Source organism: Luteibacter sp. HAY1-4A (assembly GCF_056755355.1).
This window is the reverse complement of record NZ_JBNDHZ010000055.1, coordinates 1-13,918: the sequence shown is the minus strand read 5'-3', so window position 1 is coordinate 13,918 and position 13,918 is coordinate 1. Positions and strand designations below refer to the sequence as shown.

Annotated in this window: 11 protein-coding genes; 1 reads left to right on the top strand and 10 read right to left on the bottom strand. The window is 66.9% G+C overall.

Annotation, left to right across the window (positions count from 1 at the left end; genetic code table 11):
* Positions 1-41: 41 nt before the first annotated feature.
* The 10 genes from ACPYOD_RS16220 to ACPYOD_RS16175 form a co-directional block, all read right to left on the bottom strand.
* On the bottom strand, positions 42-1,214 hold the full coding sequence (locus ACPYOD_RS16220) for an efflux RND transporter periplasmic adaptor subunit (RefSeq protein ID WP_481302747.1): 1,173 nt from the start codon (positions 1,212-1,214) through the stop codon (positions 42-44).
* Entirely contained in the window at positions 1,204-4,407 is a 3,204-nt protein-coding gene (locus ACPYOD_RS16215) for an efflux RND transporter permease subunit (RefSeq protein ID WP_481302746.1), read from the bottom strand. Before ACPYOD_RS16215 ends, ACPYOD_RS16220 begins: the two co-directional genes overlap by 11 nt.
* Positions 4,408-4,486: 79 nt before the next feature.
* Complete coding sequence (locus tag ACPYOD_RS16210) at positions 4,487-5,854, bottom strand: sensor histidine kinase (protein WP_481302745.1); 1,368 nt, start codon at positions 5,852-5,854, stop codon at positions 4,487-4,489.
* Positions 5,838-6,518 carry a response regulator transcription factor gene (locus tag ACPYOD_RS16205; RefSeq protein ID WP_481302744.1) on the bottom strand — a complete coding sequence of 227 codons (681 nt, stop codon included), beginning with the start codon at positions 6,516-6,518 and terminating at the stop codon, positions 5,838-5,840. Before ACPYOD_RS16205 ends, ACPYOD_RS16210 begins: the two co-directional genes overlap by 17 nt.
* An 82-nt stretch (positions 6,519-6,600) precedes the next feature.
* Positions 6,601-7,461, bottom strand: a complete 861-nt coding sequence (gene rpoH / locus ACPYOD_RS16200; protein ID WP_427460471.1) for an RNA polymerase sigma factor RpoH — start codon at positions 7,459-7,461, stop codon at positions 6,601-6,603.
* Positions 7,462-7,691: 230 nt separating this feature from the next.
* Positions 7,692-8,381 (bottom strand): uracil-DNA glycosylase, encoded by a 690-nt coding sequence (ung, locus tag ACPYOD_RS16195; protein ID WP_481302743.1) that lies wholly within the window; start codon positions 8,379-8,381, stop codon positions 7,692-7,694.
* A gap of 8 nt (positions 8,382-8,389) precedes the next feature.
* Positions 8,390-9,229 carry a response regulator gene (locus ACPYOD_RS16190; protein WP_481302742.1) on the bottom strand — a complete coding sequence of 280 codons (840 nt, stop codon included), beginning with the start codon at positions 9,227-9,229 and terminating at the stop codon, positions 8,390-8,392.
* Positions 9,230-9,240: 11 nt separating this feature from the next.
* Positions 9,241-10,221, bottom strand: a complete 981-nt coding sequence (gene ftsX, locus ACPYOD_RS16185) for a permease-like cell division protein FtsX (protein WP_481302741.1) — start codon at positions 10,219-10,221, stop codon at positions 9,241-9,243.
* The gene (gene ftsE / locus ACPYOD_RS16180; RefSeq protein WP_481302740.1) at positions 10,218-10,895 is read right to left on the bottom strand and encodes a cell division ATP-binding protein FtsE; all 678 of its coding nucleotides are present in this window, start codon (positions 10,893-10,895) and stop codon (positions 10,218-10,220) included. The genes ftsX and ftsE overlap by 4 nt, the downstream gene beginning before the upstream one ends.
* Before the next feature lie 192 nt (positions 10,896-11,087).
* Positions 11,088-12,842: a DEAD/DEAH box helicase gene (locus ACPYOD_RS16175; RefSeq protein ID WP_481302739.1), complete on the bottom strand. Its 1,755-nt coding sequence runs from the start codon at positions 12,840-12,842 to the stop codon at positions 11,088-11,090.
* Between the two features lie 427 nt (positions 12,843-13,269).
* On the opposite strand from ACPYOD_RS16175, the gene trxA reads away from it, so the two are divergent.
* Entirely contained in the window at positions 13,270-13,596 is a 327-nt protein-coding gene (gene trxA / locus ACPYOD_RS16170) for a thioredoxin TrxA (RefSeq protein ID WP_481302738.1), read from the top strand.
* The last annotated feature ends 322 nt before the right edge of the window (positions 13,597-13,918 follow it).

Below are 13,918 nucleotides of genomic sequence, written 5' to 3'. Positions count from 1 at the left end.
CGCGAGCACCCATCGCCGCTGAAGCGGCTCCCACATGAATTTCATGCCTTGGCATGGTCGCCGTCCGCTTTGGGCGCGTTCACGCGCACCGTGTCGCCGTCGGCAAGGCCGTCGGGCGGGCTCTCGATAAGGCGATCGCCTGCGGCAAGGCCCGAACCCAGCTGCACCGTCTTACCGAAATCGCGCGCGATGGTGACGACCTTGAAGGTCACCTTGTTCTGCGCGTCCACCGTGGCCACGCGCAGGCCCTTGTCGTCGAAGACAAGCGCGCTTGCCGGCACACGCAGCAGCGTGGCATCGGCCGGCAGGTCGAAGGTGACGCTGGCATATCCACCAGGCAGCAGCTTGCCGTCCGTGTTGTCGACCGAGACCTGCACCAGCGTCGTGCCCGAGGCCGCGTTGATCGCGGACGACGTGGATTCGACCGTGCCCGAGAACGTCTTGCCCGGGTATTCCGGCACCGTCAGCTTCACCGTCGCCCCCTCGCGAATCGAAGGTACGTAGTTCTGCGGCACGTTCACGTACATGCGCAGCTTGTGCACATCGGAGACGACGAACAATTCCTGCCCGCCGCCACCGGCATTGATCAAGGCGCCGACGTCGGTTTCACGCGCGGTTACTACGCCATCGAACGGCGCGACCAGCTTGGCGAAACCCTTCAACGCCTGGATCCGCTCGAGATTGGCTTGCGCCGCCTGCGCGAGCGCATGCTTCGCATCGTAGTCGCCCGTCTTCTCGTCCACCTCCTGGCGGGACACGGAATCGGAATCCCGCATGGCCTGCCAGCGCTTCGCGGTGGTGAGCGCCAGCGCCTCGTTCGCGCGCGCGCTGGCGAGATCGGCCTTGGCCTGCAGCAGTTGCTGGTCGAGGTCGGGTGTTTCGATCTCCGCCAGCAGCTGGCCGGCTTTCACCTTCTGGCCGATGTCGGCCTTCCAGTACTTCAGGTACCCGCTCGTGCGCGCGAAGATCGGCGCGCGCGCATAGGCCTGGAGCCGTCCGGGAAGATCCAGCTCGCCGCCACCCTGGCCGTTCTCCGGCGACACGAGGTTCACGGTAGGCACGGCCTGGGCGTCGGTCCAATCGCGCAGCTTGCGCGAGTCGTTCGCACGCGTCGCCACGCCGGCCACGACGATGGCGATGACGACGATGGCGGCGATGGTCGCGGCGAGGCGAAGCCGGCGCGGCGGGGGTTGGTGCAAGGTATCAGGCGACATGGACAGGCTCTCCGGAAACGTTCGCCGGGTTGGAAGACGGGTGGCCGCGACGGCCATGGACGATGCTGAAAACGATGGGCACGAAGAAGAGCGTGGCGGTCGTGGCGAAGATCAGGCCGCCGATCACCGCGCGGCCCAGCGGCGCGTTCTGCTCGCCGCCTTCGCCGAGGCCGAGGGCCATCGGCGCCATGCCGATGATCATCGCCAATGCGGTCATCAGTACCGGACGGAAACGGACGAAGCCGCCTTCGAGCGCGGCCTTCGCCGCGTCGCCGTGTTCCGCGAGCCGCTCGCGACAGAAGCTCACCACGAGGATCGAGTTCGCCGTGGCCACGCCCATGCACATGATGGCGCCGGTCAATGCGGGCACCGACAGCGTGGTGTGGGTGGCAAAGAGTATCCAGATGATGCCGGCGATGGCGGCCGGCAGCGCGGTGACGATCACGAACGGATCGCTCCACGACTGGAAGTTCACGACGATCAGCAGGTAGATCAGCACGATGGCGCCGAGGAGGCCGAGGATGAGGCCCGAGAAGGCGCTGTTCATCGTCTGCACCTGCCCGAGCAGCGCGGTGGTGGACGCCTTGGGCAGGAATTTCCGGTTGGCGTCGACGATCTTCTGGATGTCGGCGGCGACGGCACCGAGATCGCGGTCCTGCGTGGTGGCGAAGATCTCCACCATGGAATTGATGTTGTACTGGCTCACGACGGAACTGGTGGCCGTACGCGAAAGCGTCGCGAAGCCGCCGAGGATCTGCGCACCCGCGGTACCCGTGCTCGGGCTGATGGGTACGTTCTCCAGGTCCGGCAGGCTGTCGATACGGTATTGCGGCGTCTGCATCACGATCGGGTACGACACGCCGTTCTTCGGGTTGAGCCAGAACGTCGGTGCCACCTGGCTGGAACCCGCGAGGTTCACGCCCAGGCTGGCGGTCACGTCGCGTTCGGTGATGCCGACCTGCTGCGCACGGCTGCGATCCACGTCGACGTTGAACCCCGGGTTGGCCTGCGACTGCTGGATGCGTGCATCCGCAACACCGGGCACGCGGCGAATCTCGCGGAGCAGACGATTGGCGTAGGTAAAGTTGGCGGATACGTTCGGGCCGCGTATCTGCAGGTCGATCGGCGCCGGCGATCCGAAGTTGAGGATCTGGCTGATGATGTCGGCGGGCGGGAACGAGAACGTGGCGCCCGGGAACTGGCGTGGCAGCGTCTCGCGCAGCGTGCGCACGTAATCGGCGGTAGGCGCATGGCCCTCGTTCAGCGCGATCTGGATGTCGCCGTCCTGCGAGCCGATGGTGCCGGTGTTGTTGTACGCCGTGTTGATACCCGAGATCGGCTGGCCCATGTTGTCGACGACGGTACCCAGGTCCTGCCTGGGAATGACCTTGCGCACGGCCTCGTTGACCTCGGCGAACAGGCGGGCCGTTTCCTCCACGCGCGTGCCGATCGGGGCGCGCACGTGCATGAGGATCTGCCCGCCGTCCACGGACGGGAAAAAGTTGCGGCCCAGCATCGGCACCAGCAGGAACGACAACACCACGAAGCCGAGGAACCCGATGGTGAACACCTTGCGATGGAGCAGCGCCATTTCCAACAGCACGTGGTAGCTCGCACGTACGCTCTCGAAGCGCTTCTCGAAGCCGCGCTGGAAGCGGACGAGCGGGTTGCGCGACGCCTTGCCGTGCTCGCCGTGCGGATCGTCGTGGCTGTGCGGCTTCAGCAGGTACTTCGCCATCGTCGGCACCAGGGTGCGCGAGAGGATGAAGGACGCGATCATCGCGAACATCACCGCTTCGGCCATCGGCACGAAGAGGAACCGCGCCACGCCTTCCAGGAAGAACATCGGCACGAACACGATGCAGATGCACAGCAGCGACACGAACGCCGGCGTCACGATCTGCGCCGCGCCGTCGAGGATGGCCGTCTCGACGTCCTTGCCCTGCTCCAGGTGCCAGTTGATGTTCTCGATGGTGACCGTGGCATCGTCCACCAGGATGCCGACAGCAAGCGCGAGACCGCCGAGGGTCATGATGTTCATCGTCTCGCCCACCGCGGACAGCGCGGCGATGGAGCCGAGGATCGCCAGCGGGATCGACGTGGCGATGATCACCGTGGAGCGCCAGCTGCCCAGGAAGAGCAGGATCATGAGGCTGGTGAGCGCCGCGGCGATCACGCCTTCGCGGGCCACGCCTTCGATCGCGGCACTGACGAACAACGACTGGTCGCCGATCGGCGCGATGGTGAGGCCTTCCGGCAGCGCATCCTTCATTTCGGCGACGCGCTGCTTGATGCCCGCGATGATCGCCAGCGTGGATGCCGAGCCGTTCTTCATCACCGTCATCAGCACGGAGCGGCTGCCGTCGACGTGCACGATATTGGTCTGCGGCGGCGAGCCGTCGCGCACCTGCGCCACGTCGCGGATATACACCGTGGCGCCGTTGGCCACCTTCACCGGCAGGTTGCCCAGTTCGTCGATGTCGGAGGGCGAATTGTTGAGCTGCAACGTGTATTCGTAGCTGCCGATCTTCTGCGTACCCACGGGCGTGATCAGGTTCTGCGCCGCGAGCGCGTTGGCGACGTCCTGCGCCGACAGTCCACGCGCTTGCAGGGCCTGCGGATCGATGTCGATCTGCACCTGGCGCGTCTTGCCGCCGAACGGGTATGGAATGGACGCGCCGGGCACCGACACCAGCTGGGGACGGATGATGTTCTGGCCGAGGTCGGCGAGGTTCTGCTCAGTGAGGCCCTTGCCCGACAGCGCCAGCTGGATGATCGGCACCGTCGAGGCGTTGTAGTTCAAGATCAGCGGCGGTGTGCTACCCGGCGGCAACTGCTTGAGCAGGGTCTGCGCCACCGCCGTCACCTGCGCGTTCGCGGTACGGATGTCCACCGTCGGCTGGAAGAAGATCTTGACGATGCCGAAGCCCTGGAGCGAGTTGGCCTCGATGTGCTCGATATCGTTGACGGTGGTGGTCAGCACGCGCTCGAACGGCGACGACACGCGACCGGCCATCTGGTCGGCGGGCAGGCCGGTGTACTGCCAGACCACCGCGATCACCGGGATCTTGATGTCCGGGAAGATGTCCGTCGGCGTGCGCAGCGCGGAAAGCGGGCCCACGATGAGGATCAACAAAGCGAGGACGACGAAGGTATACGGCCGCGTGAGCGCGATCCGGACGATGCCAATCATGGGGGGACGGGTTCCGAGGCGTGTTTGCGTCGGCGCGAATTTTGCGCCGCCGCACGCCGCGGGCGTAGTTAAGATTTATTTAGGCGTTCGCCGGACAGGTGACCGAGAAGACCGCGCCACGTTCGTTGCCGCCCACCGACAGCGAGAACCCGTGCAGCCGCACGATGGCACTCACGATGGCGAGGCCGAGGCCGCACCCCGGCTTCGAACGCGTCTCGTCGCTGCGGTAGAAACGCCGGAACACGGCTTCGCGCTCGTCGGGCGGAATGCCGGGGCCGGTATCGGCGATGTCCACGCGCGCGCCGCCGTCGGCATCGGTCGACGCCACCAGGCGCACGGCGCCGCCGTCGGGCGTGAACTTGATCGCGTTGCCGACAAGGTTGGCGAAGGCTTCGAACAGCAGGTGCGGGTCGCCTCGCAACGACGGCAACCGGCCGAGTTCCAGCTCGAAACGTTGTCCGCGGTCCTCGGCCAGTGGCGCGTAAAACTCGTGGACATTGCGCAGGACGCTGCCCAGGTCCATGTTCTCGAAGCAGGCGCTGCGCTGCCTGTCTTCGAGCTCCGAGACACGCAGCAAGGCGCGGAAGCGCGCAAGCACCGTGTCGATCTCGGCGACACACGCATCCAGTTGCTCGCCCTCCGGCCGGCTCTCGAATTGCTGTTGCAGGCGGTACAGGCGCGTGCGCATGCGCGTCAGCGGCGTGCGCAGGTCATGGGCGATGTTGTCGGTAACGCCCTTCACTTCCCCGAGGAGCCGTTCGATCTCCGTCAGGGTGGTATTGACCGTCCCCGCGAGCAGATCGACTTCGTCGCCGAAGCCGCTCACGGGAAGGCGCACGCTGAGGTCGCCCTCGCGAATGGGCTCCATCGCCTGCTGGATGGCGCGGATGCGACGGGCGGGACCGCGCGCGATCAGCACGCCGCCCAGTACGCCGGGAATGAGCGTGAGCGACAGGCCCCAGAGGAGTCCGCGCCGGATGATCGTGCCGACGCCGTCGATGGTGGAGCTTTCCTTCGCCACGACGAGGCGCGTGCCATCCGGCAATTCGTGGAAGAGCCCGCGAACGCGCGCCGTGGCCTTGCGCGCGGTGCTGTCGAGGCTCGCGCTGATCGAACGGGCCGTGCCGTCTTCGTCCAGGTCCTTCGGCATCGCGGCGATGTTGCCCGCGAGGTGCCGGCCCTGTGCGTCGAACAGGCCCATCCACATGGCGCCTTGCACGTCGATGCGGCTGGCGGCGTCCACGGTGGCGCGCATGTCGCGCGGCGCGGTGCCTTCCAGGTAATGGACGCGCGACGCCAGCATCTGGTCGATCACGCCGGACAGGTAGCGCGAGGTTTCCCACTGCACGATGCCAAGGAGCACCACGCACCAGATGGCGAACAGCGCGCCATAGATGATGATCAGGCGCGAGGTGGCGGAACGCCAGGCGTCAGTCAGCGGGCGCAAGGACGTATCCCGAGCCGCGCACGGTGCGGATGAGCGGTGAATGGCCGGCGCCGTCGATCTTGCGCCGCAGCCGTCCGATATGGACGTCGATCACGTTCGTGCCCGGATCGAAATGGAAGCCCCATACGTGTTCGAAAATCATCTGTCGCGTCACCACCTGCCCCGCGTTTCGCATCAGGAATTCCAGCAGGCGGAACTCCGTGGGCAGCAGGGTGAGCTCCTGGCCGCGGCGCTGCGCGTTATGGCGGACCAGGTCGAGTTCGAGGTCGGCCACACGCAGGCGCGTTTCGTTCGGACCCTGGCGACGCCGGCGCAGCAGCACCTCGGCACGCGCCGCCAACTCGTCGGGCGAAAAGGGCTTGGTGAGGTAATCGTCGCCGCCCGCACGCAACCCGCGCACCCGTTCATCCACGTCGGACAGCGCGCTGATCATCAGCACGGGTGTGTCCACGGCGTGCTGGCGCAGTTGGGAGACCACGTCGATGCCGTCCATGCCGGGCAACATGCGATCCAGTGTGATGATGTCGTAGCCGTCGGCGAGCGCCCGCGCGAGGCCTTCGCGGCCGTCGGACACCCAGTCGGCGGTCAGGCCGTGCGCACCCAGTTCCGCGACGATGTCGCGCGCGGTGACCTCGTCGTCTTCGATGACCAGCGCCCGGGGCATCCTGGTTCTGCTCCTGCCGGTAGGACAAAGGAAAACGGCCTCGCGAGGGAGGCCGTTTCCGATCTTACGCCGAACCGCGGTTTCAGGCGGCGATGGCGACGCGCATCTTCTTCATGGCATTCGCTTCGATCTGGCGGATACGCTCGGCCGAAACGCCGTACTCGTCCGCAAGATCCTGCAGCGTGGCCTTGTTGTCTTCGGCCAGCCAGCGGCGCTGGATGATGTCGCGCGAGCGATCGTCCAGGTTGCCGAGTGCCGACGACAGCGCGCCCATCTGGTTGTTGCTGGCATCTTCCTCGGCGAGGTTGTCGTACGGGTCGGCGCCTTCGTCGACGAGGAACGCGGCCGGAGCCGGCTTGTCGTCATCGTCCGCGTCGGCCGGGGCTTCGAAGCCGATGTCACGGCCCGAGAGACGGGATTCCATCTCGCGCACGGTGGCTTCCGGTACGCCCAGGTCGTTCGCGACCACGCGCACTTCCTCCGCGTTCATCCAGCCCAGGCGCTTCTTGCTCTTGCGCAGGTTGAAGAACAGCTTGCGCTGCGCCTTGGTGGTGGCGACCTTCACGATGCGCCAGTTGCGCAGGATGAACTCGTGCATTTCGGCACGGATCCAGTGCACGGCGAAGCTGACCAGGCGAACGCCCTGGTCCGGGTCGAAGCGCTTCACGGCCTTCATCAGGCCGATGTTGCCTTCCTGGATGAGGTCGGAAAGCTGCAGGCCATAGCCGTTGTACCCGCGGGCCACGTGGACCACGAAACGCAGGTGGGACATCACGAGCTGCTTGGCGGCGTCGAGGTCGGCGTCGTCACGGAAGCGGCGCGCCAGCGACTGCTCCTCGTCAAGGCTGAGCACCGGAATGCGATGGACGGCCGAGATATAGGAATCCAGACTGCCAACGACGCTCGGTAGCCCGTAGTTACGGGTGGCGAGGGCTTGGGACATGTGTGGAACCTCCTGAAAGTCTTGTACGCAGATTAGCAGTCCCGGAATGAGAGTGCTAAGTCGGCCCGAAGTTCATCGGTTAACTGTACGCAATGGTACAGAAATAGGTCCGGCATGTCCAGAGGATGCTATGGCCGGTTTATGTGCCGTACGGGGCGGGGCGTATCGAGTAGCGGAGATTAACAGCTAAGAACTTATTATTATTGGAGATATGGCGACTGTTAGATGCCTTAGGCAACCAGGTCGACCTTTGCAGGCAGCGACCAGTCGATGGGCGGTTTGCCGCGCGATTCCAGATAGGCGTTCGCTTTCGCGAAGTGGCCGCAGCCCATGAAGCCGCGATGCGCCGACAGCGGCGAGGGGTGCACGCTGCGCAGGACGAGGTGACGCTTGCCGTCGATCAGCTGGCCTTTCCGCTGGGCGTGACTGCCCCAGAGCATGAAGACCAGTCCCTCGCGCTCGCGGTTGAGGGCATCGACGGCCGCATCGGTGAAGCCCTCCCAGCCCCTGCCCTGGTGCGAGCCGGCGTTGCCGGCCTCCACGGTCAGTACCGCGTTCAGGAGCAGCACGCCCCGGTCGGCCCACGGGGTGAGGCAGCCGTGGTCGGGACGCGGGATGCCGAGGCAGTCCTCGATCTCCTTGAACATGTTCTGCAGCGATGGCGGCACGCGCACGCCCGGGCGTACCGAGAAGCTGAGGCCGTGGGCCTGACCGGGCCCGTGGTACGGGTCCTGGCCGAGAATGACGACGCGCACGTTGTCGAACGGCGTGTGGGCAAAGGCATTGAAGATGTCGGGACCCGGGGGATAGATCGTCTTGCCCTGTGCCTTTTCGCTGCGCAGGAATTCCGACAGCGCCAGCATCTCGGGGCGATCCAGGTACGCGCCGATCCGGGCTTTCCAGGAGGGCTCCAGCTTCACCCTGTCGTTCAATGCGCTGCCCTCTCGCGCAGGTGCAGGGCGACGCGAAGCTGGAAAAGCAGCTTCGTGATGAGCAGTTTTTCCTCGACGGGCTTTTCCACGAGGTCGTTCGCCCCGGCACGCAGGAGCGCGGCCTGGTTCGCGGGGTTTTCGTCGCCGGTCATGACCAGCGTGGGCAGCTGCCCCTTGCCGTAGCCGAAGTCGTTGCGGATGCGCTCGACGAGATCGCCGCCGGTGAGTTCGCCCTTCAGGCTCACATCGGTCAGCACCACGTCGGCACCGACCTCGCCGCGCTCGCGCGCCTGGCGCAGGTGCTGCAGCGCGTCTTCGGCACTGATGACGTGGTGCACCGTGAGGCCGTATTTCTCCATCATCCGGCGCGTGGCCAGGGCCACCACGCGGCTGTCCTCCACATAGAGCACCTCGCCCTCGGCGCCACCCTCGGGCCGCACGTACCCGCGAATGAATTCCGCGAGCGCGCCGAAGCCGAGGGACTTGTCGAAGTAATCGGTCACGAACTCGCCGAGTTCCCGCCGGTGCAGGCGCTGCTCGACATCGCCCGACACGACGACGATCGGCATGTAGATCTGCGGTGCGGACTCGCGCACGAAGCGGGCCACGTCGAGCCCGTCCATGTCGGGCAGGCGCAGCGCCACGGTGACGAAGTCGAAGACGCCGCGTTGCAGTTCGGTCTGGGCCTCCGCGCCGGTGGCGGCTTCCACGATCTCCACGCCCGGCACCTCGGCGGTGACCACCCGTGAGATCAGCTGGCGCACGACCTTCGAGCCGTCCACCAGGAGAATGCGCGGCGTCGCGCCGGCCACGCCCGAACCGATGTGAGATGCCACCCCCGCCCCCTTTAACCTGCCGCGGCGCGGCGTATCTGCCGCGCGCTGACCAGTCGCGCACCGAGCCACCCGAGCACGGCCGAGGCGAAGGGTACCGAAAGCAGCAGCCAGGCGGGGAGACCGCCGAAGCTCACGCTGCCGTCGTAGGCCGCGGCCAGCCGCCCGACTGGCCCGGCCATGGCCAGTTCCAGCACCACGGCCAGCACGACAGCCAGCACGCCGGCAAGGAAGCCCAGCCAGATGCCGGCGTAAAGGTAAGGGCGGCGAACGAAGGGACGGCTGGCGCCGATGAGGAGGAGCACGCCGATCTCCGCGCTGCGGCTCTGGATGTCGACCCGGATCGTGTTGCCCACGACCAGCAGTGCGGCAACGCCGAGCAGCAACGCCAGGAGCGCGACGGCCCGGCTGCCGACGCCCACCAGGGCATCGAGACGCTGCCGCCAGGCTCCGGTGTCCTGCACCATGTCGACACCCGGCGTCGCCTTCATCGACTCGACGAGGCGGCCCACGTCCTCCGCCGACAGGCCCGGTTTCGGTTGCACGGACAGCACGTAAGGCAGGGGGTTGGCGTCCAGCGACTGCAAGCTGCCCGAGAACCCCTGCACTTCGGCAAGTTCGGCGAGACCGTCCTTCGGCGTGCGCACGACGATGTCCGCCACTTCGGGGCGGCCGCGCAGGGCGGATGCCGCGGTTTCCGCCATGGCGGCGTTCTGCCCTGGCCTCATGAAAGCGCTAATGGACTGGTTGCGCCCGAGCGCGTCGCCCATCCGCTGCACGTTGCCGAGCAGCAGGTAAAAGGTGAGCGGCAGGGCCAGCGCCACGCCCATCACGGCCACCGTCAGCAGCGTACCGAGCGGCCGCGAGCCGAGACGACGCAGGCTGATGGACAGGCTCCAGGCGTGGTGTTCGCGCCAAGCGCCGACCTTTCGCGACTCGCTGCGGCGTGTCTTCTCCGGTTCCTGGGCCCGGCGGGTTTCGCGCACCGTGTTCATACCACCTCCGTGGCGGGCACGTCGGCGACGAGCTTGCCGTGGTCCAGGACCACGACCCGCTTCTTCATGCGCTTGATCAGCATGAGGTCGTGGCTGGCGACGAGCACGGCGGTGCCGACCGCCTGGAATTCCGCGAACAGGGTCATGATCTCCATCGCCAGCTGCGGATCGAGGTTACCGGTGGGTTCGTCGGCGATGAGCACCGCCGGTTTGGCCACGATGGCGCGTGCGATGCCCACGCGCTGCTGCTCGCCGGTCGACAGCGCCTCGGGCAGCTGCTTCTCGTAGCTGAGCAGGCCCACTTTCTCGAGCGCGGCACGCACGCGACGGCCGCGGTCGGCAGGTGCGACGCCGCCGATGATCAACGGCAGTTCCACATTGGCGAAGACGGTACGGTCGAGCAGCAGGCGATGGTCCTGGAAGACCATGCCGAGCTTGCGCCTCACCTTCGGGATATCGCCCGCGCGCACCGTGTTGAGTTTCTGGCCGTCGAGCGTGACCACACCGTTGGTCGGGCGCTCGATCATCGCCAGCAGCTTCAGCAGCGTGCTCTTGCCGGCACCGGAGTGCCCGGTGACGAAGGCCATTTCGCCCGCGTCGACGTGGAACGACACATCGGTAAGGGCCTGGTGACCGCCCTCGTACCGTTTGCTCACCAGATCGAAACCGATCACCGCGTTACCCGTTGGCTCGTGAATCTCCAGAGGATAAGGGATGTGGTGGAGGTTTTGCGGCCGGGTGGTCCAGGTAGTTCATGTAATTGTGGGAGCCGCTTCAGCGGCGATCCCGCGGCAGCGGGCAGGCATGCCGCAAGTACCTATCGCCGCTGAAGCGGCTCCCACAGAAAGCAGGTTCTACATGACGCCTCAGCGGCCGCCGAACAGGCGGCCGATGCGGCGCAGGAGGCCTACCTTTTCCTTCACCGGCGGAGCGGCCGGCGGCGGCGCCGACGCCGGGCGGCTGGCGGTGACCTGGCGCGACGGACGGCGGTTCGGATTGGACTGGCCTTCGGCGTGGCGCGGCGCGCCCTGCTTCGGGCTGTCCGCGCGAGCGGCGTTCGCACCCGACGTGGCCTGGCCGTTGGTCTCGGCACCTTCGCGCGCGCCACGGCCGCGGCCGCCACGACGGCGGCGACGCTTCTTCATGGCGCCTTCGGCGGCCATCGCTTCCGTGGCGGCAGGCAGGTCGGCCACGGTCTCGGCGACCACGACGGTCTTCATCGGCACTTCCGTCGGCGACGCGGACGCGGCCGGGCGATCCTCGCGCGGCGGACGCGGACGACGTTCGCGGCTGCCCGGGCGGTCGCCCGAACGCGAGCCGCCACGGCCGTCGCGGCTGCCGCGGCCGCCCTTCTCCGGCGGTGCGCCACGCGTGGGGATGTGGCCACCGGTGTCGTTCGGATCGTCGATTTCGTCCTGGACGCCGTCGGCGCGCGGACGCGGCGCCGGCATCACCAGCATCTTCGCTTCGATCGAGGCGGTGGGAATCTTCTGGTTGATGTAGGTCTCGATGTCCGGCAGGCCCATGGCGTAGAGGTCGCAGGCGAAGCTGATCGCGTCGCCCTCGGCGCCCAGGCGGGCCGTGCGCCCGATACGGTGGACGTAGTCCTCCGCATCCTGCGGCAGGTCGTAGTTGAACACGTGGCTGACGGCCGGGATGTGCAGGCCGCGGGCAGCGACGTCGGTGGCCACGAGCAGGTCGATCTGGCCGTCCTGGAAGCGTTGCAGGAGCTTCTGGCGCTTGATCTGCGGCACGTCGCCGGAAATGGCGCCCACCCGGAAGTTATGCCGCTTGAGGCGGTCGGTGATGCGCTCGGCGGCGGCCTTGGTGTTGACGAAGATGATGCTGCGCTCGGCCTTGCTCTCTTCCAGCAGGTTGAACAGCAGCGGCATCTTTTCTTCCTTCGAGGGGAAGTAGACGACCTGGCGGACGCGGTCGGCGGTGACGTTTTCCGTCTCCACCACCAGCTTCTCGGCCTCGTGCATGTGCTCGTAGGCCAGCTCCAGCACCCGGTGGCTCAGCGTGGCCGAGAAGAGCAGGACCTGGCGCTTCTCGCGGGCCGGCAGGCGGCGGAAGATGAAGCGCACGTCCTTGATGAAGCCGAGGTCGAACATGCGGTCGGCTTCGTCGATGACCATGACCTCGACGCTGCCGAAGCCGAACACGTCCTGCTTGTGGTAGTCGAGCAGGCGGCCCGGCGTGGCGATGATGATGTCGCAGCCGTCGCGCAGCTGCTGGCGCTGCTTGTCGTAGTCCACCCCGCCGTAGATCAGGGCGCTGCGCAGGCCGGTGGCCTTGCCGATGGTCTGGAAGTCCTTCTCGATCTGGATGGCCAGCTCGCGGGTGGGCGCGATGATCAGGGCGCGGGGGTCGGAATCCTTGCGGTCCGGGTGGGCCGGATGCTTCAGGAGGCGATCCATGAGCGCGACGAGGAAGGCGAAGGTCTTGCCGGTGCCCGTCTGGGCCTGGCCGGCGACGTCGCGGCCGTTGAGGGCCACGGGAAGGGTCAGCGCCTGGATCGGCGTGCAGCGGGTGATCCCGGCGGCGGCGAGGCCTTGCTGGAGCAGCGGATGCAGGTCGAGGTTTTCGTAGAAGACGTCGGTGAGAACGGTTTGGGACATGTTGGAAGATGGGCCTGGAGACTCGCGCCGCACGGTGCGGCGCCGTCCCGGCGGCATGAGGAGCCCGCGGGACAGGGAGGGTCCGGCCGGGTCACGGGAGTGTCGGGAAGCGGCCGGATGCCATGCCGGCGGCGCCTGCGACGCGCCCGGCGCGCGAAGGCCGGAAGCGGAGGTGGTCGCACCCGAGGGTTCCCGCTGGCATAGGTGAACCGGCTGCGAGAACCGGTTTACCTATGTCAACGGAAACCACCCGCCGGCAACCTTGAATTGCTTGAATCGCGCCCCTAGTTCGGTTGGAATGAGGGCCGCCGGCCGCAATGGCCAAGACCTTCGGTTCCGGTTGGACCCGCGACATGGGGCTCCTTAGTGTAGCCGATGAGAGCGTCACGGTCGTCAACCCCCTATTCACCCTTCCTTGGAGACCCCGGTGAGCGAAAAGATCACCCACACGAGCGACGCTGCGTTCCAGAAGGACGTCCTCGAGTCCGATACCCCCGTCCTGCTCGACTTCTGGGCCGAATGGTGCGGTCCCTGCAAGTCGATCGCGCCGGTCCTCGACCAGTTGGCGGACCAGTACGAAGGCAAGCTCAAGATCGTCAAGATCAACATCGACGATAACCAGCAGACGCCGCGCCAGTTCGGCGTCCGCGGTATCCCGACCCTGATGGTGTTCAAGGGCGGCAAGGTCGAGGCGACGCAGATCGGCGCCGTCGGCAAGAGCCAGCTCGACCAGATGATCCAGAAGGCGATCTGATCGCCCTGTTCCACCCAGCCGCCGCGTGGGGCGCTTTACGCAGCGCCTCACGCGATGCTAGGCTCTAGGCGTTCGCCGGGACACCGCTTGTCCCCCTGCCGCGAACCCTCTCCCCTTCTTCTTCCAACGGCGCCCCGTGAGGTTTGCCCGTGTCCGATATCGAAACCAAAGAATCCATCGACGCCAAGGGCGCCGGCGACCAGCCTGCGACCGAACCGCGTCCCCGCGGCCGCCGCAAGGCACCGGCCGCAGAAGCTCCCGCTGTAGAGGCGAGCGCACCCGCGCCGGCTCCCGTGAAGCCGGCTCCGGCACCCGCCCCGGC